The organism is Variovorax sp. IB41 (assembly GCF_016405905.1).
Classification (GTDB): domain Bacteria; phylum Pseudomonadota; class Gammaproteobacteria; order Burkholderiales; family Burkholderiaceae_C; genus Variovorax.
In genome coordinates, this window is record NZ_JAEFCB010000021.1 from 1 (window position 1) to 23,842 (window position 23,842).

The window sequence follows — 23,842 nt, forward strand, 5'->3', positions numbered from 1 at the left end:
ATTTCCTTGGCCACGGACACACCGTCCTTGGTCACCGTGGGGGCGCCGAACGAGCGTTCGAGCACCACGTTGCGGCCCTTGGGGCCCAGGGTCACTTTGACTGCGTTGGCCAGGATGTTGACACCCTCGACCATGCGTGCGCGGGCTTCACCGCCGAAGACTACGTCTTTTGCTGCCATGTTCAATTACTCCGAATGGGATGGAATGGATTACTTCTCGACGACCGCGAACAGGTCGTCTTCCTTCATGACGAGCAATTCGTCACCGTCGACCTTGACGGTCTGGCCGCTGTACTTGCCGAACAGGACGCGGTCGCCGACCTTGACGGTCAGTGCGGTCAGTTCGCCCTTGTCGGTGCGCTTGCCCGGGCCCACGGCCAGGACTTCGCCCTGATCGGGCTTTTCTGCGGCTGCGTCGGGGATGACGATGCCGGAGGCGGTCTTGGTTTCGCTGTCGATACGCTTGACGATCACACGATCGGCCAAAGGACGAAGTTTCATTGCATCTCCTGGATAAGAAACGGGGTTGGGGTCGGGCGCCGGACTGAAGGTCGGCGGCCCATCGACTGGGAGCGAGGGCTTGTTAGCACTCATCATCAGCGAGTGCTAATCATAAGGGCAATCGGTGGCCTTTCAAGGCCTGGGGGTTGCCGGCGGGCGGTCGCTTACAACTGGTCCGTGGGCACGAACCACGAGAAAAGCAGCAGTTGCAGCCGGGTCAGCATGCTGGAGTCGGGCTCGCTGTCGAGCACTTCGTTGGTGACGTCGCCGGTGCCGATCCACTGCACGTTCTGGCCGTCGGGCTTGAGCACGACGCGGTAGACGCCCTCGATGTCGTCCAGCTGGTAGGCGAAAAGCAGCGCCTGCGTGAGGTCGAAGCTGCGCACCCGCACGCCGAATTCGGTGTTCAGGCGGGCGGAGCGCGGATCCAGATTCATGGAGCCGAGCAGCACCCACTGGCGGTCGACCAGCGCCAGCTTGGCGTGCAGCCGGCCACGCGCCTTCTTGAGCAGATCGCGGAACTGGCCGCTGCGGCGCAGCTGCTGGGTGCTGACCTCGTACAGGTTCACGCCCAGCTTGAGCATGTCGACGCGGTAGCGGTTGTAGTTGATGTTGACCAGCGGCTCGTCGCTGTCGGCGAGCGAATTGGTGATGACGGTGATGTTGATCCCGTGCTCGCGCCCCATGCGGATGCGCGCCATGCCCTCCTCGCCCGGAATGAAGTAGGGCGAGATCACCACCACGTTCGACTGGGCGGTGGCCAGCATCTCGTGAAAGCGCTGCGCCAGCGACTCGGTGGGATGCGCCATCACGCCCAGTGCCTTGTTGGGGCTGTCGGCAGTGGCATGCGCTTCGGCGCGCATCCATTTCGCCTCGTCGATGTTGGCCAGCTGCGCGGCCAGCGGCGGGTCGCCCAGCAGGTCGGTGGCGGGCAGCGGATCGGGCGGCGGGGCGTGGGCGGGGCCGGTGTCGGCATCGAACGCGGATTTCAGCTCGGCCGGCGTGCGGGTGGTGCCGGCGACCCGCTGGAGCGGGTAGACCACGTCGCTGTTCCAGTAGGTGTCGAAGATGGCGGCCGACTCCGGCACCACGGGGCCGGCCATGACCAGCTCGAAATCGATGAAGTTCGCGACTTCGCTGCGCTGGAAATACTCGTCGGCGAGATTGCGGCCGCCCGCGATGGCCATGGCGCCGTCGGCCACGAACAGCTTGTTGTGCATGCGGTGGTTGAGCCGCCGGAAATCGCCGAAGAACTCCAGCCATCGCCCTGAGGAATGGTCGCGCAGGTTGACGAAGGGGTTGAACAGCCGGACCTCGGCGTTGGGCTCGGCGGCCAGGCCCAGCAGGAGGCGGTCCATGCCGGCCGTGTAGAAATCGTCGAGCAAAAGGCGAACGCGCACGCCGCGCCGGGCGGCATCGCGCAACTCGCGCAGCAGGAGCCGTCCGGTCTTGTCGTTGCCCAGTTGGTAGGTCTGCACGTCGAGCGAGGACTGCGCGCGCCGGATGAGTTCCAGCCGCGCGTCGAGCGCATAGGACGACTCGATCAGCGGCCGGAGGCTGGAGAGCCCGTCGGGCGGCGTGTTCAGGCGGATGGCGGCGCGGCCGAGCGCGGTGGCGGGGGAGGCCGCGATGGATGCGGTCGGCGGCTCGGGCGTGCGCGGGGGGAGCCCGGCGCAGCCGGTCAGCACCAGCGCGATCAGCAGCAGAACCGGGGCGCGCAGCGCAGGAAACAGAAGGGCGATGAGCTTGTGCATGAGGCCTGCCAGCACGGAAAAACGTGCCGCGGCATCGTAGCCGCTCTGCTTCGGGCCGAGGACGCGAATTCGCAACGCAACTCCCTTCGCCGAGCTTGGAAATGGGATGAATTGAGACTTTGTGACTATTACAATGAGAATGGTTCTTAATTGATATTTGGAGTGGAGCAGGATGAAGAGGACGTTGGTGCAGCGCAGAGCCGCTTCGGTGCTGGTGGGATGCATGGCCGTTTACACGCAGCACCAGGTGTTGGCGCAGACCGCCGCAGAGGGTTCGCTGTCTGAAATACGGGTCGATGCGAACGCCGCCCCCGAGACCGCCACCACCCCCGTCATCGGCTACCGCGCGAAAAACGCCGCGACCGCCACCAAGACCGACACGCCGCTGTCCGAAACGCCCCAGTCCGTGACCATCGTCACGCGCGACCAGATGGTCGACCAGGGCGCGACCAGCCTGCAGGACGCGCTCAACTACGCCGCCGGCGTGCGCTCCGACGCCTACGGCCTGGACTCGCGGACCGACTCCGTGCGCGTGCGCGGCGCCTACCCCGACGTCTACCTGGACGGCCTGCGCCAAGCCTACGGCTACTACACCAGCACCACCCGCACCGAGCCCTACACGCTGGAGCGGCTCGAAGTGCTGCGCGGTCCCTCGGGCATGCTGTTCGGCGCGGGCACGGCCGCGGGCGTGGTCAACATGGTCAGCAAGCGGCCGTTGCAGGACGCCCAGCGCGAAGTGGGCGTGCAGTTCGGCAGTTTCGGCCGCAAGCAGATCCAGGCCGACCTGACCGGCCCGCTCAATGCCGACGGCTCCCTGTCGTACCGGCTGATCGCCTTGCAGCGCAAGTCCGACACGCAGGTCGACTACGTGCCCGACGACCGCAGCCTGATCGCCCCTTCGCTCACCTGGCGGCCCAGCGCGGCGACCTCGCTCACGCTGCAAGGCCTGTGGCAAAAAGACAAGAGCGGCAGCAGCTCGCAGTTCCTGCCGTGGGAGGGCACGCTGCTGCCGAACCCGAACGGGCGTTTGCCGAGCAGCCGATTCATCGGCGAGCCGGGCGACTTCTACAACAGCGAGCGCAAGACCTTCGGCTGGCTGTTCGAGCACAAGTTCAACGACAACTGGACCGTGCGCCAGAACTTCCGCTACGCGCAGAACGAAAACGCCAACCAGTACCACTATGGCGCCGCGTTCAGCGGTTTCGACAGCTGGTCCAGCGACCCCGTCGCCAAGCGCGTGCTCGGCCGCTACTTCGACAACCAGCTGACCCTGAACCGCACCCAGACGCTGGACAACCACATCGAAGGCCATTTCCAGACAGGTGCGCTGAAGCACACGCTGCTCGTCGGCGCGGACTTCGCGCGCCAGCGCGAGAACGTCTGGAGCGGCACGACCGTCGACACCATCGACGTCTACGCGCCGGTCTACGGCCATCGCGATGTGCCCGAAGCCGTCGCGCTGCCGCGCACCCGCCAGCGCCAGACGGGCCTGTACCTGCAGGACCAGATCAAGCTCGATAACTGGATCTTCGTCGCGGGCCTGCGCCACGACAAGGCCGTCTCCAACGCCGCCGGCAGCGACGAGCAAAAGAGCAGCGCCACCACCAAGCGCTTCGGCCTCATGTACGCCTCGCCCTCGGGCTGGTCGCCCTACGTGAGCTACAGCGAGTCGTTCACGCCGCAGTCGCCGCGCCAGGGGCGCATCTTCACGCCGCTGCGCGGCGAGCAATGGGAAGTGGGCGTGAAATACGAGCCCAAGGACCGCGCCCTGGCCTTCAGTGCCGCGGTGTACGACCTGCGCGAGAAGAACCAGATCGTCGAGGAGCAGCCGAACGTGTTCTCGCAGCGCGGCCTCACCAAGACCAAGGGCGTCGAGCTCGAGGCCAAGGGCTCGATCGGCCGCGACCTGGACCTGGTCGCCCACTACAACTACACCGATGCCGACGCACAGATCGAGGGCCTGCCCAAGCACCAGGCCAGCGTCTGGGCCAAGTACCGCTTCTCGATCGGCGGCGTGAACGGCTTCTCGGCCGGTGCCGGCGTGCGCCTGATGAGCTCGTTCCGCGACACCCAGTTCGGCGTGGGCCCGCGCGTGCCGGGCATCGCGCTGGCCGACCTGGTGTTCGCCTACGAGACCGCGCAGTGGCGCTATGCGCTCAACATCAACAACGTGACGGACAAGGTGTACTTCAGCACCTGCCTGTCGCGCGGCGACTGCTGGTATGGCTCCCGCCGCAACGTCGTCGCGAGCGCGACCTACCGCTTCTAAACTCCGCCTTCAACCCACAGAGCACGACGACATGAACAGCCGAAAGATCAAGACCTGGGCCTGGGTGCACAAGTGGAGCAGCCTCGTGTGCACGGTGTTCATGCTGCTCCTGTGCATCACCGGGCTGCCGCTGATCTTCCACCACGAGATCGGCCACCTGCTGGGCACCGAGGTCGAGGCACCCAAGATGCCGGCGAACGCGCCGCGGGTGAGCCTGGACAAGGTGCTGGAGATCGCCAAGGCCAAGCACCCCGACCGCGTGGTGCAGTTCGCCTCGCAGCCCGAGGACGACGACGGACTGTGGTTCGTGACGCTCACGCCCACGCCCGAGCCCACCGACGACTTCAAGTCGGTCGCGGTCGACGCGCGCACCGGCGTCGTGCTGGCCCAGCCCAAGTTCGACGAGGGCTTCATGTACGTGATGTTCAAGCTGCACGTGGACCTGTTCGCGGGCCTGGCGGGCAAGCTCTTCCTGGGCTTCATGGGCCTCCTGCTGCTGGTGGCGATCGTCTCGGGCGTGGTGCTCTATTCGCCCTTCATGCGCAAGCTCGATTTCGGCACCGTGCGCCGCGAGAAGCGCCCGCGCCTGAAGTGGCTCGACCTGCACAACCTCCTGGGCGTGGTCACGCTGGTGTGGCTGTTCGTGGTGGGCTCCACCGGCATGATCAACACGTGGGCCGACCTGGTCATCAAGTACTGGCAGTACGACCAGCTCAGCGCGCTGCTCACGCCCTACAAGAACGAGCCGATCGTGCCTGCGGCCGAGCGCGGCTCGGTGCAGCGCTCGATGGACGAGGCCATGCAGCGCACGCCCGGCATGAAGCTGTCGTTCATCGCCTTTCCCGGCACCTCGTTTTCCAGCCCGCACCACAACACCTTCTTCATGCGCGGCAACGAGCCCTTCACCTCGAAGCTCCTGCAGCCCGTGCTGGTCGACGCCAAGACCGCGGAAGTGACGGCGGCGCCCAAGATGCCCTGGTACCTCACGGCGCTCCTGGTGTCGCAGCCGCTGCACTTCGGCGACTACGGCGGCATGCCGATGCAGATCCTCTGGGCGCTGCTGGACATCGCCACCATCATCGTGCTGGGCAGCGGGCTCTATCTCTGGCTCAAGCGCGGCAACACCGTGCCGGCCAAATCGACCGCGACCTCGACCGCGCCCGCCACGGAGCGCGCGCCACCCGCGGGATCGGGCCCGCAGCCCGACCCGGCACCGGCCATGAAGGTGCAGGCATGACGGCGCACCACAAGACGCAGCACCAGTCCTTCTGGCGCATGTGGGGCTGGCCGATCGTGCTCGGCCTCTTGACGAGCATCGGCCTCGTCTCCGCGCTTTTCAGCGACGGCGGGTTGGGCGACATGCTGGCCTGGGCGGCACTGGGCATTCCGGTCGCGGTGTGCGCCTGGTACGGCTGGCGCCGGTCGCCCGAGCGCTAGCCGCACGCCGTTTCCTTCTCGTCGGGTTCTCGCTAGGCGAGGGTGTTGGCGCGTCAACGCAGAATCGGTGCAATGAATGCCGCACTCGCCCACGCCGCCCGACTGCTGTTGCTGGGCGTTCCCATCGCGGCGAATGCCCAGCCGGCGCCAATGGCCGAAGCGCCAGCGGGCCAACTGCCCCCGATCACCGTCTCCACGCCCCGCGGCCAGGTCGCGCCGTTCAACGTGCCCGGCTCCGTCGACCGGGTCGATGGCCAGGAAATGCGCGAGGGCCGCCTGCAGGTGAACCTCTCCGAAAGCCTGGGCGCGGTGCCGGGGCTGCAGGTGCAGAACCGCTTGAACTACGCGCAAGACCTGCAGTTGTCGATCCGCGGCTTCGGCGCGCGCTCGACCTTCGGCGTGCGCGGGGTGCGGCTCTATGTCGACGGCATTCCGGCCACGCTGCCCGACGGGCAGGGGCAGACGTCGAACATCGACATCGGCTCCGTCGATCGCGTCGAGGTGCTGCGCGGGCCGTTCTCGGCGCTCTACGGCAACTCGTCGGGCGGGGTGCTGCAGGCCTTCACCGCATCGGGGGAGGGCGCGCCGCGCCTTTCCTATTCCGCGGCCGGCGGCAGCTTCGGCACCTGGCGGCAGTCGATGCAACTGAGCGGCTCGCAGGGCGCGGTCGACTACCTGCTGGGCGCGAGCCGCTTTCACACCGACGGCTGGCGCGAGCACAGCGCCGCGCGGCGCGACATCGCCAACGGCAAGCTGGGCATCGCGCTGGACAACGGCGACAAGCTCACGATCGTGCTCAACAGCGTGCGCATCGACGCGCAGGACCCGCTGGGCCTGACCGCCGACCAGTACGCGCTCGCGCCCCGCAACGCGCCGCTCGCGACGCAGTACGACACGCGCAAGACGGTCGAGCAGACGCAGGTGGGCCTGCTCTATGAGCGGCGCATCGACGCGACGCAGGGGCTGCGCCTCATGGTCTACGGCGGCGAGCGCAAGACGACGCAGTACCAGTCGATTCCGCCCTCGGCGCAGCAGAACCCGTTGCATGCGGGCGGCGTGATCGATCTCTCGCGGCAGTACGGCGGCGTCGATGTGCGCTGGACCGCCGCGCTGCAGCTGGCGGACCGGCCGCTCGACGTGGTGGCGGGTCTTGGCTACGACAGCCTGCGCGAGCGCCGCCGCGGCTACGAGAACTATCTGGGCAGCGTCGCGAATCCGGTGCTGGGCGTGCAGGGTCGCCTGCGCCGCAGCGAGCGCAACGAGGTCTGGAACCTCGACCCCTACGCGCAGGCCACCTGGCGCTTCACCGACCGCTGGACGCTGGAGGCCGGCGTGCGCCGCAGCAGCGTGCACTTCGCATCGAACGACCGCTACATCGTGGGCGCGAATCGCGACGACAGCGGCACCGCGCGCTACAGCAAGACGCTGCCGGTGGCGTCGCTGCGCTACCAGGCCACGCCCGATCTCGCGCTCTATGGTTCCATCGGCCGCGGGTTCGAAACGCCGACGCTCAACGAGCTCTCGTACCGCTCGGGCGGCGCGAGCGGCCTCAACTTCGCGCTGCGGCCGTCGGTCAACGACAGCATCGAGCTGGGCGCCAAGGCGCGGCTCGCGGGCGGACTGCTGACGGCGGCGCTGTTCCAGACACGCACGCGCGATGAGATCGTGACCGACACCAACGTCGGCGGCCGCGCGACCTTTCAGAACGCGGGGCGCACACGGCGCAACGGCTTCGAGCTCGGTTGGCAGCACGAGACGGCGAACCACTGGCGCACGCAGCTGGCCTACACGTGGCTCGATGCGACGTACCGCGATGCCTTCTGCTCGCCGTCGCCGTGCGCGGCCGCCAACACGGTGGCGGGCGGCAATCGCATTCCGGGCATCGCGCGGCAGTCGCTCTTCGCATCGCTGGGCTGGGTGCCGCCCGAGGGCTGGCGCGCCGGCATCGAGATGCGCGCGCTCGGGCGCATCCAGGCGAACGACGTCAACACCGCGAGCGCGCCGGGCTATGCCGTCGCGGCGCTGTATGCGGGCTATCTGAAGAAATGGGAGCGTTGGGAGTTCAACGCCTTCGCGCGTGTCGACAACCTGTTCGACCGGCGCTACGTGGGCTCGGTCATCGTCAACGAGGGCAATGCGCGCTATTACGAGCCCGCGCCGGGCCGTAACTGGACGGTGGGCCTCGGCGGCGCATACCGCTTCTGACGACCCACCGTCTTTTTCTGCTTACTTGAGGCCGGCTGCCGCGCGCAGTGCGGGCGCTTGCGTGGTCGCCTCCCAGGTGAACTCGGGCTCTTCGCGGCCGAAGTGGCCGTAGGCGGCGGTCTTCTGGTAGATCGGGCGCAGCAGGTCGAGCATCTGGATGATGCCCTTGGGACGCAGGTCGAAGTGCTCGCGCACGAGTTCGGCGATCTTCTCGTCGGGGATCACGCCGGTGCCTTCGGTGTAGACCGTGATGTTCATCGGCTCGGCCACGCCGATCGCGTAGGCCACCTGGATCTGGCACTGGCGCGCAATGCCGGCGGCCACGATGTTCTTGGCCACGTAGCGCGCGGCATAGGCGGCCGAGCGGTCGACCTTGGACGGGTCCTTGCCCGAGAACGCGCCGCCGCCGTGCGGGCAGGCGCCGCCGTAGGTGTCCACGATGATCTTGCGGCCGGTGAGGCCGCAGTCGCCCTGCGGGCCGCCGATGACGAAGCGGCCGGTCGGGTTGATCAGGTAGCGCGTGTCCTTGAGCCATTCCTTGGGCAGCACGGGCTTGATGATCTCTTCGATGATGGCTTCGTTGAACGAGGCCTTCATCTTGGTGGAGGTCTCGCTCTGGTCGGGGCTGTGCTGGGTGGAGAGCACCACGGTGTCGATGCTGTGGGGCTTGCCGTCCACGTAGCGCATCGTGACCTGGCTCTTGGCGTCGGGGCGAAGGAACGGCAGGCGGCCGTCCTTGCGCAGCTGGGCCTGGCGCTCCACGAGGCGGTGGGCGTAGTAGATCGGCGCGGGCATCAGCTCGGGCGTCTCGTCGCAGGCGTAGCCGAACATCAGGCCCTGGTCGCCGGCGCCGGTGTTCAGGTGGTCGTCGGAGGCGTGGTCCACGCCCTGGGCAATGTCGTTGGACTGCTTGTCGTAGCAGACCATCACCGCGCAGCCCTTGTAGTCGATGCCGTAATCGGTGTTGTCGTAGCCGATGCGCTTGATGGTGTCGCGCGCGACCTGGATGTAGTCGACGTGAGCGTTGGTGGTGATTTCGCCGGCGAGCACCACGAGGCCGGTGTTGGTCAGCGTCTCGGCGGCCACGCGGCTGCGGGGGTCCTGCTCGAAGATCGCGTCCAGGATGGCGTCCGAGATCTGGTCGGCGACCTTGTCGGGGTGGCCTTCGGAGACGGATTCGGAAGTGAAGAGGAAGTCGTTCGCCATTTTTTCAAAGCTCCTTGAAGTGGTTTGGCGCGTTGCCAACTCTGCGGAGCCCTGGCGAACGCTTTAGCAGATGTGCCGAGAATCGGCGGGGCACAATCGCTTCGCGCTTGTGTTTGTCGCCCTGCAAGTTGTTCCGTAACTCGGCGACAATTTGCATTCTATTCGAGCCGCGCAATACCATGCGCGCGCGTCCGTTTTTTGACTCCCCTCCCGTTTCAATGATCACCCTGTTCCGCCTGCTTGCCCGCGTGCCGATGCCGTTGATGCATCGCCTGGGCGCCATGCTGGGCTGGCTGGTCTGGTTCTGCGCGCCGAACTACCGCCGCCGATTCAAGGCCAATGCCGAAAGCGCGGGTTTCACCCCCGGCCAATACCGCCCCGCCATCGCCGCCGCCGGCCACATGGCGTCCGAACTGCCCTGGCTGTGGCTGCGCCCGCAAGGCGAGAGCGTGCTGCCCCGTGTCGTGCGCTGGGAAGGCGTCGAAGCCTTCGAGGCCGCCATGCGGGCGAAGAAGGGCGTGATCCTGGTGGCCCCGCACCTGGGCAGCTGGGAGATGTGCGGCCAGGCGATCGGCGAGCGCTTCTTCGAAGCCTTCGGGCCGATCACCGCGCTGTTCCGTCCGGCGCGCAAGAAGTGGATGGCCGACCTGATCGCCGCGGGTTCGCGCGACCGGCCCGGCCTGCAGACGCTGCCGACCAACAACACCGGCGTACGCGGCCTGATCCGCACGCTGCGAAGTGGCGGCTACACGGGCATCCTGCCGGACCAGGTGCCGCCGATGGGGCAGGGCGTCTGGGCGCCGTTCCTCGGCCGGCCGGCCTACACCATGACCCTGCTTCCGCGCCTCGCGCAGCAAACGGGTGCGGCGTGTTTCCTCAGCGTGTGCGAGCGGCTGCCGCGCGGCGCGGGCTACGTGATCCGCTTCGAGCCGATCGTCGGCACGGCGCTGACCGATCCGAAGGCCAGCGTCGAAGACGCTGCCGCTGCGATGAACGACGGCATCGGTCGCCTGATCCGCAGTCTGCCCGACCAGTACGTCTGGGACTACGCGCGCTACAAGGAGCCGCGTGCCGACCGGGCCGTTGCGGCCGCTGCCGGGGAGCAGACGCCATGAGCCTCAGTTCACGCCTGGGCATCGGCTTCATGCGGGTGCTGGCACCGCTGCCCCTGCCGCTCGTGCGCGGCTTCAGCAAGGTCCTCGGCCGCTTGCTTCACACCATCGCCGTGCCGCGGCGGCGCGTGGTCGACCGAAACCTGGCCCTTTGCTTTCCCGAGAAATCGGAGGCCGAGCGCCGCGCCATTGCGCGCGAAACCTTCGTCTTCGTCGCGCAGTCGTGGCTGGACCGCAGCTGGCTCTGGCATGCACCGGAGAAGGTGGTGGCGAGCCGGCTGAAGATCGTGGGCTCGGCGTCGGAGATCGCCGAAATCGCCGAGGGCGACGCGCCGATGATCCTGTTCGCGCCGCACTTCTACGGCCTCGACGCCGCAGCCACCGCGCTCACCATGCACACGGCGCGCCCCTCGGCCACGATCTACACGACCCAGCGCGACCCTATGGTCGATGCCTGGATCCGCGAAGGCCGCACGCGCTTCGGCGACGTGGCGGCGCTCAACCGGGTGGACGGCATCAAGCCGGTGCTCTCCGGGCTGCGCAAGGGCGGCCTGCTGTACCTGTTGCCCGACATGGACTTCGGCCGCGAGCAGACGATCTTCGTGCCGTTCTACGGTGTGCAGGCCGCGACCGTGCCCTCGCTCTCGCGCTTCGCGCGGCTGGGCAAGGCCAAGGTGGTGCCGGTGGTGGCGAAGCTCACGCCCGGCGGCTACGAGATCGAAGTGAAGTCGGCGTGGCAGAACTTCCCCACCGACGACGTCGAGGCCGACACCGCGCTCATGAACGAGCGGCTGCAGGGGTACATCGACGCGATGCCGTCCCAGTACTACTGGGTGCACCGCCGGTTCAAGACGCGCCCCGACGGCGAGCCCAAGATCTACTGATCACGGGTTGCGCTGCAGGAAGGCCTCGATCTCGCGCGCGACCAGTTGCGGCTGCTCGTGCACGATCCAGTGGGTCGCGTTCGGCACCTTCTTGACCTCGAGCTTCGGCACGTACTCCTCGAGGCCTTCGAGCAGGCCCGGCAGCAGCGCCGCATCGTCCAGCGCCCAGAACACGAATGTCGGCACGTTCACCACGAGCCGTTCGGGCGGCAGCACCGGAATGCCTTCGATGGTCTGGCCCGGCAGCGGCGGCTTCATCGGCGTCACGCGGTAGAGGTTGCAGGCGCCGGTGAGGCCCGCGCTCCAGACCTCGCGGTACTGTTGCTTCACTTCTTCGGTGAGCCAGCCGAAGCCGTCGGGGCCGGCCTTCATCAGCAGGAAGAAGGGCCACATGCGCTTGAAGTCGTCGGCCGCGAGCAACGCCTCGGCGTCGGGTCGCGCGAGGAAGTTCATGTACGCGCTGGCCTGCTGCTGCGCCGGGCTGTTGCGCAGTTCGCGCGTGAAGGTGCCGGGGTGCGGCGAATTGATGATCACGAGCTTGCCGACCTGCGCCGGGAACGCGTTGGCGTAGCCCCACGCGAAGGCGCCGCCCCAGTCGTGTGCAACCAGCGCGGCCATCGAACCGTCGGCGCTTTCGGTGGCGACGAGCTGCTGGATGTCCTGGATCAGCAGGTGCGCCTTGTACGCGGCCACCTCGGTGGGTGCGCTCGACTTTTCGAAGCCGCGCAGGTTGGGCGCCACGCAGCGGTAGCCGCCGTGCGCGGGGTCCGCGAAGTAATCGAGCAGCTCGTCCCAGATGAACGCCGCCTCGGGAAAGCCGTGCAGGAACACCATCAGCGGCTGTCCCGGCTTGCCGGCCGCGCGGCAGCTCAGGGTGGTGCCGTTGGGCAGGCTGCGTTGGAAGGTCTCGATCATGCTTCTCGTCTCCTTGGGTTGACTGTCGCTATTGTTTTGATAGTGAATGAAGCAGGCGGGACGGTCAATGCAGCCGTTCGGCCTCAGGTTTCTTCCGGAGGCTCCGGCGTTTCCTGTGGTTCCTGTCCGGCCGGCGCAGCGCCGCCTTCGGGGTGCACCCACTGCCACAGCAGTTGGGCCGCGTCGCCGACGCCCTGCTTCTTCAGCGCCGAGAACAGTTTGACCTCGCCGCCGCCGGCCTGGAGTCGCGTGATCGACAGCACCTTGGCGCCCTCGCTGCGCGTGAGCTTGTCCGACTTGGTCAAAAGGATGAGGAACTTGAGGCCTTGCTGCACGCGCGGGCGGATCACATCGAGCAGGATTTCGTCGAGCTCGGTCAGGCCGTGGCGCGGATCGCACATCAGGACAACCCCTCGCAGGCTTTCGCGCGTCATGAGGTAGTTGCCCATCACGCGCTGCCAGCGCAGCTTGGCTTCCTTCGGCACGGCCGCGTAGCCGTAGCCAGGGAGGTCGGCCAGCACCGCGTTGTCGACCTTCTGCTTGCCGATGCCAAAGAGGTTGATGTGCTGCGTGCGGCCCGGCGTCTTCGAGGCAAAAGCCAGGCGCGTCTGCTGGGTGAGGGTGTTGATGGCGGTCGACTTGCCGGCGTTCGATCGGCCGACGAAAGCGATCTCGGGCAGGTCCACGGGAGGCAGGTGTTCCAGCTGCGGAGCGCTGGTGAGGAAGTGGGCGGTGTGCAGCCAACCCAGTGCCACGCGCTCGCGTTCGGCGACCTGCGGGTCCGCGGCGGGGGCCGCGCGGGGAGGATAAGCGGCGGACTTGGCGCGCGGGGAGGTCATCAATGGGCTTTCGGAACGGGGCGCCATTGTAGAATCGCGGGGTTTTGCGCCATAAATCTAAGCCCCCGATATGAAGTTGTTTGCCAATATTCTGCTTGCGGCCCTCATGGGCGTCGTAGCCAGCGCGAGTTTCGCAGCCGATGAGCATGCCGCTGCCCCCGCAGCAGCTGTCGCCAAGCCGGCCAAGCCCGATCCCGCCAAGGGCGACACGGTGTTCAACGCAACGCCGGCCAACAGCCAGAGCTGCGCCTCGTGCCACAACGCCGACGGCAACTCGGCCATCGCGGCCAACCCGAAGCTGGCGCAACAACATCCCGAATACATCCTCAAGCAGCTGCAGGACTTCAAGTCCGGCGCCCGCAAGAGCGCGATCATGAAGCCGCTGGCCTCGGCGCTGTCGGACGAGGACATGCGCAACATCGCCTGGTTCGTCGGCTCCAAGAAGGTCAAGACGGGCTTCTCGAAGGACAAGGACACCATCGCCATGGGCGAGAAGATCTACCGCGGCGGCATCGGCGATCGCCAGATCCCGGCCTGCGCCGGCTGCCACAGCCCGAACGGCGCGGGCATCCCCGCCCAGTACCCGCGCCTGGGTGGCCAGAACGCCGAATACACCATCGCCCAGCTGACCGCCTTCCGCGACAACGTGCGCAACAACAGCCTGCCGATGACGGGCGTTGCCGCCAAGCTCAACGATCGCGAAATCAAGGCCGTGGCCGACTACATCGCCGGCCTGCGCTGATTCCGCGCTTTCCAGCGTGAACTAACCGCCGACAACAACCCCAAACAAAGGGCGGGCCGATCCAGGAGGATGGCCCGCCCTTTTGCTTTTCCTCTCTTTCCAGTCAGTCCCATCCGATGTCAGTCTCCACCCATGGCCTTCGCGTTCATCGCGGCCCGCAAGTGCTTCGCGCGGCGGTGGAGCTGTTCTCGTCGATGCGCTTCGCGATCGCGCTGCTCACCGTCATCTGCATCGCCTCGATCATCGGCACGGTCATCAAGCAGCACGAGCCGATCAACAACTACATCAACCAGTTCGGTCCGTTCTGGGCCGAGTTCTTCCGGGCAGCGCGGCTCGATTCGATCTACAGCGCCTGGTGGTTCCTGCTGATCCTGCTGTTCCTGGTGATCAGCACCTCCCTGTGCATCGCGCGCAACACGCCGCGCATCCTGGTGGACCTGAAGACCTTCAAGGAAGACATCCGCGCGCAGAGCCTGAAGGCCTTCGGCCAGCGCGCCGAGAACACGCTCGCCGAAACGCCGGACGCCGCCGCCAACCGCATCGGCCAGCTGCTGGTGAGCGGTGGCTGGAAGGTCAAGCTGCAACAGCGCGAGGGTTCCGGCGACGGCAAGGCAGCACCTGGCTGGATGGTCGCCGCGCGTGCCGGTGGCGCGCACAAGCTGGGCTACATCGCGGCGCACAGCGCCATCGTGCTGGTGTGCATCGGCGGGCTGCTCGACGGCGACCTCGTGGTGCGCGCGCAGACTTGGTTCAACGGCAAGAGCGTGTTCACCGGCGGCGGCATGATCGCCGACGTGGCCCCCGAGCACCGGCTCTCGGTCAACAACCCGACCTTCCGCGGCAACATCCTCGTGCCCGAGGGCGGGCAGGGCAGCGTGGCGATCCTGAACCAGGCCGACGGCGTGCTGCTGCAGGAGTTGCCGTTCTCCATCGAGCTCAAGAAGTTCATCGTCGACTACTACTCCACCGGCATGCCCAAGCTCTTCGCGAGCGAGGTGGTGCTGCACGACCGCGAGACCGGCGCGCAGGTGCCCGCGCGCATCGAGGTGAACCATCCGGCCAGCTACAAGGGCGTGGAGATCTACCAGTCGAGCTTCGACGACGGCGGCTCCAAGGTGAAGCTCAAGGCGGTGCCGATGGCGGCCGCGGCCAAGCCCTTCGAGGTCGAGGGCGTCATCGGCGGCCCCAACACCGAGATCACCAACGGCAAGGACAAGCTCACGCTCGAGTACGCCGCGCTGCGGGTGATCAACGTCGAGAACTTCGCGGACGGCGGAGCGATGGGAAGCGGCGCCGACGTGCGCAAGGTCGACCTGCGCCACAGCCTCGAATCGCGCCTGGGCGCCGCCAACAAGACCAACAAGCCCAAGGTGCTGCGCAACATCGGCCCGAGCATCGGCTACAAGCTGCGCGACGCGGCCGGCCAGGCGCGGGAGTACCAGAACTACATGGTGCCGGTCGATACCGGCGACGGCCAGCCGGTGTTCCTGCTGGGCATGCGCGAGAAGCCTGAGGACCCGTTCCGCTACCTGCGCGTGCCGGCCGACGAGCAGGGCTCGATGGACGGGTTCGTGCGCATGCGCACCGCGCTCGGCGACCCCGACACCCGCGCGCGCGCCATCGAGCGCTACGTGGCCAAGGCGAGCGATCCAAAGCGGCCGGAGATGGCCGAGCAGCTGCGCGTGTCGGCCACCCGCGCGCTCGCGCTGTTCTCGGGCAGCGAGCGCGCCCGGGCCGATGCCACCACCGCCGGCGGCTGGCAGGCGATTGCCGAATTCATGGAAGTCAACGTGCCCGAGGCCGAGCGCGAACGCGCCGGCGCGGTGCTGGTGCGCATCCTCAACGACGTGCTGTTCGAAGTGCTCAATCTGAGCCGCGAAGGCGCGGGCCTCGCGGCCCTGCCGAGCGACGACAAGTCGCAGGCCTATCTCACCCAGGCGGTGCTGGCCATCAGCGATGCGCATTTCTATCCGGCGCCCGTCGCGATGATGATGACCGACTTCACCCAGGTGCAGGCCAGCGTGTTCCAGGTGGCGCGTGCACCTGGAAAGAACGTCGTCTATCTCGGGTGTCTGTTGCTGATCGTCGGGATTTTTGCCATGCTGTACGTGCGCGAGCGGCGCCTCTGGGTGTGGCTGACACCCGATGGTGGCGCTTCCGCAGGCAGCGAGGGCGGCGCCACTGCCGCCACGATGGCCTTTTCGGTCAACCGCAAGACGATCGACAGCGACCGTGAATTCGAGCACCTCAAGCACAAGCTGCTCGCGCTGAACAAAGCAGAACCAGAGACACCATGAACACCACGACCCTCACGCTCAATGAAAGCTGGCTCTCGCGCCGCAACCTGTTCGACTGGGTGTTCGCGGCGCTGGTGCTGGCCGGCGGCCTGTTCGCCTTCACCCGTTATGCGGGGTCGATGGACTATTACGAGAAGCCGATCCTCGCCGCCGCGGTGATCGCGATGATCTCCATCGGCTGGTTCTGGCGGCCGCTGCGGGTGCTGGCCATCGTGGTGGCCGCGGCCTCGCTGCTGGCGATCACTTCGTACCAAGGCGACCTGGCGCGCGCCGATTCGGTGTTCTGGCTCAAGTACTTTCTCTCGAGCCAGTCGGCCATCCTCTGGATGAGCGTGCTGTTCTTCATGAGCACGGTCTTCTACTGGCTCGGCTTCTTCGGCGGCAAGCAGGCCGACACCTTCGACGCGATCGGCTCGCGCCTGGCCTGGGCCGCGGTGACGATGGCGCTGATCGGCACCATGGTGCGCTGGTACGAGAGCCACCAGCTCGGCCCGGACATCGGCCACATCCCGGTGAGCAACCTGTACGAAGTGTTCGTGCTGTTCTGCTGGCTGACGGCCGCGTTCTACCTCTACTTCGAGGAGCGCTACAACACGCGCGCGCTCGGCGCCTTCGTGATGCTGGTGGTGAGCGCCGCGGTCGGCTTCCTGCTCTGGTACACGATCGTGCGCGAGGCGCATGAAATCCAGCCGCTGGTGCCCGCGCTGCAGAGCTGGTGGATGAAGCTGCACGTGCCCGCCAACTTCATCGGCTACGGCACCTTCTCGCTCGCGGCGATGGTGGCGTTCGCCTACCTCATCAAGGAGCAGGCCACCGAGACCCGCTGGTACAAGCTCACGCCGATCTGGCTCTTGGGCGTGGCCCTCTGCTTCGTGCCGGTGGCGTTTCGCCAGCGCGTGCAGGAAGCCGGCGGCAGCTACTGGGTGATCTATGCGGGCATCTCGGCGTTGATCGCCGCGGGCATCCTGCTTGGGCGCAAACGCATCGCGGCGCGCCTGCCGGCCAACGAGGTGCTCGACGACGTCATGTACAAGTCGATCACCGTCGGCTTCGCCTTCTTCACCATCGCCACTGTGCTCGGCGCCCTGTGGGCGGCCGACGCCTGGGGCGGCTACTGGAGCTGGGACCCGAAGGAAACCTGGGCGCTGATCGTCTGGCTCAACTACGCGGCCTGGCTGCACATGCGGCTCGTGAAGGGCCTGCGCGGCACCGTGGCGGCCTGGTGGGCGCTGGGCGGACTGGCGGTGACCACCTTCGCCTTCCTGGGCGTCAACATGTTCCTGAGCGGGCTGCACAGCTACGGCACGCTGTAGGCGCAGGCCCTCGGCCTTTCGCGAAGAATTGAAACCGCGCGCCACCACGGCGCGTAACCAAACCAGGGGATGTCACGAACTACCCTGAGACCAACGATTCACGCGAAAGGCCTGTCATGTCGTTCCATTCCCGCTCGCACCGCCGCGACACCAGCGGCTTCATTCATCCGCTGTCGAGCGAGATCACGCCGCGCGCCGCCTACGAGGGCCGGCGCGACCTGCTCAAGCTGATGGCCACGGGCGCGGCAGGTGCGGCGCTCGCCAGCTTTGCCGGCCGCGAAGCCTTCGCCCAGGCCACCGGCCCGCACAAGCTCGCGTTGCTGCCCGCGGTCAAGTCGACGGTACCGGGTGCGCAGAGCATGGAAAAGCTCACCGACTACAAGGACGCGTCGAGCTACAACAATTTCTACGAGTTCGGCACCGACAAGGGCGATCCGGTCAAGAACGCCGGCACGCTGAAGACCCGCCCGTGGACCGTCGAGGTCGAAGGCCTGGTCAAGAAGCCGGGCAAGTACGGCATCGAAGACCTGCTCAAGTTGAGCGCACAGGAAGAGCGCATCTATCGCCTGCGCTGCGTCGAGGGCTGGTCGATGGTCATTCCGTGGATCGGCTATTCGCTGGCCGAGCTCATCAAGAAGGTCGAGCCGCAGGGCAACGCCAAGTTCATCGAGTTCGTGACGCTCGCCGACCCCAAGACCATGCCCTTCGTCGGCTCGCGCGTGCTCGACTGGCCCTACACCGAGGGCCTGCGCATGGACGAGGCGATGCACCCGCTCACGCTCCTGTCTTTCGGCATGTACGGCGAGGTGCTGCCCAACCAGAACGGCGCGCCGGTGCGCCTGGTGGTGCCGTGGAAGTACGGCTTCAAGTCGGCCAAGTCGATCGTGAAGATCCGCTTCGTCGAGAAGGAGCCGAGCACCGCATGGAACAAGGCGGCGGCGCAGGAGTACGGCTTCTATTCGAACGTGAACCCGAACGTCGACCATCCGCGCTGGAGCCAGGCGACCGAGCGCCGTATCGGCGACGGCGGCGGCCTGTTCGCCAAGCGCAACAAGACGCTGATGTTCAACGGCTACGAAGCGCAGGTCGGCCAGCTTTATGCGGGCATGGACCTGAAGAAGAACTACTGAGCGCTTCGACGCCCAGTCCTCGCGCCATGAACAAGCTGCTCATGCACCCGGCGACCAAGCCGGTCATTTTCCTGCTGTGCCTGCTGCCGTTCGCGCGGCTGGCGTACGGCGCATTCACCGATGGGCTGGGCGCGAATCCCGCGGAGTTCCTGATCCGCGCCACGGGCGACTGGACGCTGCGCTTCATCTGCATCGTGCTGGCGGTGACGCCGTTGCGCGTCATCAGCAAGTGGAATGCACTCGCGCGCTTTCGCCGCATGCTGGGCCTGTTCGCGTATTTCTACGTGGTGCTGCACCTCTTGTGCTACAGCTGGTTCGACATGGGCTTCGAGTGGGGCGAGATCGCCAAGGACATCGCCAAGCGGCCGTTCATCCTGGTGGGCTTCTCGGCCTTCGTGCTGCTGACACCGCTGGCGGCCACCTCGTTCAATCGCGCGATCAAGGCGATGGGCGCCAAGCGCTGGCAGATGCTGCACAAGCTGGTGTACGTGATCGCGGGGCTCGGCCTCTTGCACTTCTTCTGGATGCGCGCGGGCAAGAACAACTTCGCCGAGGTGTTCGTCTACGTCGCGATCATCGCGGTGCTGCTGGGATGGCGCGTGTGGAACTACGCGAGCAAGCGGAAAGCGAAGACGCCTGCCGCCGGTGCGCGCGGCGGCGAGAAGCCGCTGCGCAGCACCACCTAGAGAGCTTCAGAGCTGCTCGTTGCGCAGCTGATCTTCCATCGTCTCGCGGCGACGGATCAGCGTGGCGCTCTGGCCGCTCACCAGCACTTCGGCCGCGCGAGGACGCGTGTTGTAGTTGCTGGACATGCTCATGCAGTACGCGCCCGCCGACAGCACGGCCAGGAGGTCGCCGGCCAGCACGTTGAGCGCACGGTCGCGGCCGATCCAGTCGCCGCTCTCGCAGACCGGGCCGACCACGTCGTAGGTCGGCGCATCGCCGGCGCGGATGCGCAGCGGCACGATCTTCTGGAAGGCCTGGTACATCGCGGGGCGCGGCAGGTCGTTCATCGCCGCATCGACGATGCAGAAGTTCTTGTCTTCGCCGGGCTTGGTGTAGAGCACCTCGGTCACGCACACGCCCGCGTTGCCGACCAGCGAACGGCCGGGCTCGATGACCAGCTTGCGCGCGCCGAAGCCGCGCGCGTCGAGCTTGGCGAGCAACTGCTGCCAGAGGTCATCGGCCTTGGGCGGCACTTCGCCGTTGTAGTCGATGCCCAGGCCGCCGCCGAAATCGAGGTGATGGATCGGCACGCCGGCCGCTTCGATCGCTTCGACCAGGTCGAGCACGCGGTCGCAGGCGTCCAGGTAGGGCGAGGCTTCGGTGATCTGCGAGCCGATGTGGCAATCGATGCCCACGACCTCCAGGCCCGGCAGCTTCGCGGCATGTTGGTATGCCTGGACCGCGCGGTCGTGCGCGATGCCGAACTTGTTGCCCTTGAGACCCGTGGAGATGTAGGGGTGCGTCTTCGGATCGACGTTCGGATTGATGCGGATGCTGATTGGCGCGCGGTGGCCTTCGGCCAGTGCCACTTCATTCAGCACGTCGAGTTCGGCCTCGCTCTCGACGTTGAAGCAGGCGATGCCGGCAGCGAGGGCCTGGCGCATTTCGGCGCGGGTCTTGCCGACGCCCGAGAAGATGATCTTCTTCGGATCGGCGCCGACGGCCAGCACCCGGGCGAGCTCGCCACCCGAGACGATGTCGAAGCCGCAGCCGGCTTCTGCGAACACGCGCAGCACGCCGAGCGACGAATTGGCTTTCATCGCGTAGCAGATCAGGGCCTCGCGCCCTTCGAAGCCGCGCTGGTAGGCGGCCAGGGCGTCCAGCATCCATTGCTTCGAATAGACAAACAGTGGCGTGCCGTGCTCGCGCGCCAACGCATCGAGGGCCAGTCCTTCGACATGAAGGGCGCCGTCGCAGTGGGCGATATGGGGATGGCCGGGGAGGGAGGCGTTGGTCACTTGGGCGCTCCGCTGCCGGTGGTGGCTGCGGCCGGCGCACTGCTGGCGGCGGCAGGCTTGGGTGCGGCTTCATTGGAAGAAGCGCCGGAGCCGCCGGGGGTGATCAATTGCGGCAGGGTGGCCCGCTGGGCGGCTGCCGGATCGTTCGGCAGGTACAACGCACCGCGCTGGCCGCAGGCGGCGAGCCCGGCGGCCGCAGCGGCGATGCAAACCATGAGCACAGTGCGGCCGCGGGCGGTCACTAGAATTTGGCGAACATTCAACATAACGAAATTGTAATGACCGACACCGAGTACATGGACCGCGCCGAATCAGCGCTCGCTGCGATCGAGCAAGCCTGCGATCGCATCAACGACGCGACCGACGCCGACATCGACAACCAACGGGTGGGCGGGATGATCACGATGTCCTTCCAGAACGGGAGCCAGCTGATCGTGAACCTGCAGAAGCCGCTGCAGGAAATCTGGCTGGCCGCGCGGTCCGGTGGCTATCACTACCGGCACGACGGCCGGGCATGGGTCGACACCAAGACGGGCGAGGAGTTCTTCGGCAACCTCTCGCGCGAGGCCACGTTGCAGGCGGGCCAGCCGCTGGCGTTCGCGGCTGGCTGATCAACCGATTCGTCGTCGTCAGTTCCGGAAGAGATCGAGGATGCGGTTGCGCTCTTCCGGCGGCGCCGGTGGGCTCACCGGCACGCCGGTCAGGGCTTCCACCGGTGCCACGGGCGCAGCCGCTTCCACGCCCAGGCTCGCCACGCCGCGGCCCGGCGCGTAGTCGTCGTAGTACCACTCGCCGCCCACGTTCACGATGCCCGAGGGCGGCGTGGTCGACAGGTCGGTCACGGGCACGCCCTTGATGGCGGTCTCCATGTAGTTGATCCAGATCGGCAGGCTCAGGCCGCCGCCGGTTTCGCGGTCGCCCAGGTTGCGCGGCGTGTCGTAGCCGATCCACGAAATGGCCGTCATCGTGGGCTGGAAGCCCGCGAACCACGCATCGAGCGAATCGTTGGTGGTGCCGGTCTTGCCGTAGAGGTCGACGCGCTTGAGCGTGGCCTGTGCCTTGGCGGCGGTGCCGGCACGGGCCACCGAATTGAGCAGCGTGTCCATGATGAAGGCGTTGCGCTGGGGAATGGCGCGGTTCGCCTCATTGAGGAGCGACGGCTGCTTGTCGACCAGGAGCTTGTCCTTGTGGTCGGTGATGCGGGTCACGAGATACGGATTGACGCGGTACCCGCCGTTGGCGAACACCGAGTAGCCCACCGCCATCTGCATCGGTGTGACGGCGCCCGCGCCCAGCGCCATCGGCAGGTAGGCGGGGTGCTTGTCCTTGTCGAAACCGAAGTTGGTGATCCAGTCCTGCGCATAGCGGGTGCCGATGGATTGCAGGATGCGGATCGACACGAGGTTCTTCGACTTCATCAGCGCCGTGCGCATCGACATCGGGCCGTCGTAGCCGCCGCCGTAGTTCTTGGGCTCCCAGGGCTGGCCGCCGGTGGTACCGGCATCGAAGAAGAGCGGGCCGTCGTTGATGACCGTGGCGGGGGTGAAGCCCTTCTCCAAAGCCGCCGAGTAGATGAACGGCTTGAAGCTCGAGCCCGGCTGGCGCCAGGCCTGCGTCACGTGGTTGAACTTGTTCTTGCCGAAATCGAAACCGCCAACCAAAGCCTTGATGGCGCCGTCGCGCGGGTCCATGGCGATGAAGGCGCCTTCCACCTCGGGCAGTTGGGTGATTTCCCAGGTGTTCTTTGGCGTCTTCACCACGCGGATCACCGCGCCGCGGCGGATCTTGATGTTGGGCGGTGCCTTGTCGGAGAGACCCGACTGCGCGGGCTTGAGGCCTTCGCCGGTGATCTGCACCGGATCGCCGTTGCCGCGTACCGCGGTGATTTCTTTCGCATTGGCCTTGAGCACCACGGCGGCCATCACGTCGCCGTTGTCGGGATGGTCGGTGAGCGCATCGTCGACGGCTTCGTCGAGGTCCTTGTTGTCGGACGGCAGGTCGACGAACTTCTCCGGGCCGCGGTAGATCTGGCGGCGCTCGTAATCCATGATGCCCTTGCGCAGCGCCTTGTAGGCGGCGGCCTGATCGGCCGCGACCAGCGAGGTGTAGACCTTGAGGCCGCGCGTGTAGGTGCTGTCGCCGTACTGCGCATACATCAGCTGACGCACGGTCTCCGCCACGTACTCGGCATGCAGCCGGTTGGGGTCGGCGGCATCGCGCAGGTGCAGCTCTTCCTTCTTGGCTTCGGCTGCCTGCTCGGCGGTGATGAAGCCGGCTTCCTGCATGCGGTCGATCACATAGAACTGGCGGCCGCGCGCGCGCTGCGGGTTGTTGACCGGGTTGTTCGCGCCCGGTGCCTTGGGCAGGCCGGCCAGCATGGCGGCCTGCGCGATCGTCAGTTCCTGCAGGGGCTTGCCGAAATACGCGTCCGACGCGGCGGCGAAGCCGTAGGCACGGTTGCCCAGGTAGATCTGGTTCAGGTAGATCTCGAAGATCTGGTCCTTGCTGAGCAGGTGCTCCAGCTTGAAGGTGAGCAGCACTTCGTAGACCTTGCGGGTCAGCGTCTTCTCGGAGCTCAGGTAAACGTTGCGCGCCACCTGCATCGTGATGGTCGAGGCGCCCTGGCTTTTCACCCGGTTCAGGTTGGCCAGGCCCGCGCGGACCATGCCCTTGTAGTCGACGCCGCCGTGATCGTAGAAGCGCGTGTCTTCGGCCGCGAGGACCGCGTCCTTCACCACCTTCGGAATGGCGGCGATCGGCGTGAGGTTGCGGCGCTCTTCGCCGAACTCGCCGATCAACGTGCCTTCTGCGGAAAAAACCCGCAGCGGCAGCTTGGGCCGGTAATCGGAGAGTTCCGAGATGTCCGGCAGGTTCGGATAGGCGACCGCCAGGGCCACCGCTACCACGCACAGGACCGACAGCACACCGGCCGCGGCAATGCCGAACCCCCAGAACACGATGCGCAACAGCCATCGGAGCCAGGCTGGGCGTGCGGGAGGAGGGGTCTTGGCTGGCCCTTTGGGGCGTGAAGTTTCTTGCATGGAGGGCCGGAGAGTCACCGGACATTATAAAAAGCCGCCCCTCCCGCGCGATCCGATCTTTGTTTCCGCGTGCAGTCCTAATCCAAAAGTTACAGAATGCGGCTTTGACGTCAGGTTTTGACAACGGTTGTCCGTTTTGTCCCCCTGCGTTGCTTGGTTGGCGTTACGCCTGCTGCTAGAGTGCAACCGAACGCATATTTTTCCATTGGTTACAAATACAGGGGGAGAGGGACC

Annotated in this window: 20 protein-coding genes and 1 pseudogene; 12 read left to right on the forward strand and 9 right to left on the reverse strand. The window is 66.7% G+C overall.

All coding sequences use genetic code 11. From position 1 onward, the window contains the following. From JC881_RS26950 to JC881_RS26960, 3 genes and pseudogenes are all read right to left on the reverse strand, one after another. A pseudogene (locus JC881_RS26950) lies at positions 1–179 on the reverse strand (TCP-1/cpn60 chaperonin family protein); the annotation flags it as partial. A 30-nt stretch (positions 180–209) separates the two neighbouring features. Beyond that, a complete protein-coding gene (groES, locus tag JC881_RS26955; protein ID WP_042579050.1) occupies positions 210–500 on the reverse strand; it encodes a co-chaperone GroES in 291 nt (96 codons plus the stop codon). A gap of 164 nt (positions 501–664) precedes the next feature. After that, positions 665–2,329 (reverse strand): phospholipase D-like domain-containing protein, encoded by a 1,665-nt coding sequence (locus JC881_RS26960; RefSeq protein WP_233102069.1) that lies wholly within the window; start codon positions 2,327–2,329, stop codon positions 665–667. A 97-nt stretch (positions 2,330–2,426) separates the two neighbouring features. Between JC881_RS26960 and JC881_RS26965 the strand changes: the two genes are divergently transcribed. The 4 genes from JC881_RS26965 to JC881_RS26980 all read left to right on the forward strand — a co-directional run bounded on the left by JC881_RS26965 (position 2,427) and on the right by JC881_RS26980 (position 8,165). Continuing rightward, positions 2,427–4,523 carry a TonB-dependent siderophore receptor gene (locus JC881_RS26965; protein WP_198788775.1) on the forward strand — a complete coding sequence of 699 codons (2,097 nt, stop codon included), beginning with the start codon at positions 2,427–2,429 and terminating at the stop codon, positions 4,521–4,523. Positions 4,524–4,554: 31 nt separating this feature from the next. Beyond that, positions 4,555–5,760, forward strand: coding sequence for a PepSY-associated TM helix domain-containing protein (locus JC881_RS26970; protein WP_198788776.1), 1,206 nt, complete (start codon positions 4,555–4,557; stop codon positions 5,758–5,760). Beyond that, positions 5,757–5,960: a hypothetical protein gene (locus tag JC881_RS26975; protein ID WP_198788777.1), complete on the forward strand. Its 204-nt coding sequence runs from the start codon at positions 5,757–5,759 to the stop codon at positions 5,958–5,960. Before JC881_RS26970 ends, JC881_RS26975 begins: the two co-directional genes overlap by 4 nt. Positions 5,961–6,032: 72 nt before the next feature. Beyond that, positions 6,033–8,165 (forward strand): TonB-dependent receptor, encoded by a 2,133-nt coding sequence (locus tag JC881_RS26980; protein ID WP_198788778.1) that lies wholly within the window; start codon positions 6,033–6,035, stop codon positions 8,163–8,165. Between the two features lie 21 nt (positions 8,166–8,186). Here the strand turns inward: JC881_RS26980 and metK are convergent, their stop codons facing one another. Further along, positions 8,187–9,371, reverse strand: a complete 1,185-nt coding sequence (gene metK, locus JC881_RS26985) for a methionine adenosyltransferase (RefSeq protein WP_042579056.1) — start codon at positions 9,369–9,371, stop codon at positions 8,187–8,189. 218 nt (positions 9,372–9,589) lie between these two features. Between metK and JC881_RS26990 the strand changes: the two genes are divergently transcribed. After that, positions 9,590–10,486, forward strand: a complete 897-nt coding sequence (locus tag JC881_RS26990; RefSeq protein WP_198788779.1) for a lysophospholipid acyltransferase family protein — start codon at positions 9,590–9,592, stop codon at positions 10,484–10,486. Next, positions 10,483–11,367: an LpxL/LpxP family acyltransferase gene (locus JC881_RS26995; protein WP_198788780.1), complete on the forward strand. Its 885-nt coding sequence runs from the start codon at positions 10,483–10,485 to the stop codon at positions 11,365–11,367. Before JC881_RS26990 ends, JC881_RS26995 begins: the two co-directional genes overlap by 4 nt. On the opposite strand, the gene JC881_RS27000 is transcribed toward JC881_RS26995, so the two are convergent. Together JC881_RS27000 and yihA are read right to left on the reverse strand one after the other, a co-directional pair. Beyond that, positions 11,368–12,282, reverse strand: a complete 915-nt coding sequence (locus JC881_RS27000) for an alpha/beta fold hydrolase (protein WP_198788781.1) — start codon at positions 12,280–12,282, stop codon at positions 11,368–11,370. 83 nt (positions 12,283–12,365) lie between these two features. Next, positions 12,366–13,121: a ribosome biogenesis GTP-binding protein YihA/YsxC gene (gene yihA, locus JC881_RS27005; RefSeq protein WP_198788782.1), complete on the reverse strand. Its 756-nt coding sequence runs from the start codon at positions 13,119–13,121 to the stop codon at positions 12,366–12,368. A gap of 70 nt (positions 13,122–13,191) precedes the next feature. Here yihA and JC881_RS27010 point away from each other — a divergent pair, with 70 nt between their 5' ends. The 5 genes from JC881_RS27010 to JC881_RS27030 all read left to right on the forward strand — a co-directional run bounded on the left by JC881_RS27010 (position 13,192) and on the right by JC881_RS27030 (position 19,289). After that, on the forward strand, positions 13,192–13,863 hold the full coding sequence (locus JC881_RS27010; RefSeq protein WP_198788783.1) for a c-type cytochrome: 672 nt from the start codon (positions 13,192–13,194) through the stop codon (positions 13,861–13,863). A 116-nt stretch (positions 13,864–13,979) separates the two neighbouring features. Then, positions 13,980–16,160, forward strand: coding sequence for a cytochrome c biogenesis protein ResB (locus JC881_RS27015; RefSeq protein ID WP_198788784.1), 2,181 nt, complete (start codon positions 13,980–13,982; stop codon positions 16,158–16,160). After that, entirely contained in the window at positions 16,157–17,473 is a 1,317-nt protein-coding gene (ccsB, locus tag JC881_RS27020) for a c-type cytochrome biogenesis protein CcsB (RefSeq protein WP_198788785.1), read from the forward strand. Before JC881_RS27015 ends, ccsB begins: the two co-directional genes overlap by 4 nt. A gap of 116 nt (positions 17,474–17,589) precedes the next feature. Then, on the forward strand, positions 17,590–18,603 hold the full coding sequence (msrP, locus tag JC881_RS27025) for a protein-methionine-sulfoxide reductase catalytic subunit MsrP (protein ID WP_198788786.1): 1,014 nt from the start codon (positions 17,590–17,592) through the stop codon (positions 18,601–18,603). Positions 18,604–18,629: 26 nt separating this feature from the next. Beyond that, entirely contained in the window at positions 18,630–19,289 is a 660-nt protein-coding gene (locus tag JC881_RS27030; protein WP_198788787.1) for a sulfite oxidase heme-binding subunit YedZ, read from the forward strand. 6 nt (positions 19,290–19,295) lie between these two features. Here JC881_RS27030 and lysA read toward each other — a convergent pair whose 3' ends face one another. Continuing rightward, positions 19,296–20,567 carry a diaminopimelate decarboxylase gene (gene lysA / locus JC881_RS27035; protein ID WP_198788788.1) on the reverse strand — a complete coding sequence of 424 codons (1,272 nt, stop codon included), beginning with the start codon at positions 20,565–20,567 and terminating at the stop codon, positions 19,296–19,298. Beyond that, positions 20,564–20,782 (reverse strand): LPS translocon maturation chaperone LptM, encoded by a 219-nt coding sequence (lptM, locus tag JC881_RS27040; RefSeq protein WP_233102075.1) that lies wholly within the window; start codon positions 20,780–20,782, stop codon positions 20,564–20,566. The genes lysA and lptM overlap by 4 nt, the downstream gene beginning before the upstream one ends. A gap of 63 nt (positions 20,783–20,845) precedes the next feature. Here lptM and cyaY point away from each other — a divergent pair, with 63 nt between their 5' ends. After that, positions 20,846–21,178 carry an iron donor protein CyaY gene (gene cyaY, locus JC881_RS27045; protein ID WP_198788789.1) on the forward strand — a complete coding sequence of 111 codons (333 nt, stop codon included), beginning with the start codon at positions 20,846–20,848 and terminating at the stop codon, positions 21,176–21,178. Between the two features lie 18 nt (positions 21,179–21,196). Here the strand turns inward: cyaY and JC881_RS27050 are convergent, their stop codons facing one another. Next, on the reverse strand, positions 21,197–23,608 hold the full coding sequence (locus JC881_RS27050; RefSeq protein WP_198788790.1) for a penicillin-binding protein 1A: 2,412 nt from the start codon (positions 23,606–23,608) through the stop codon (positions 21,197–21,199). Between the last annotated feature and the right edge of the window lie 234 nt (positions 23,609–23,842).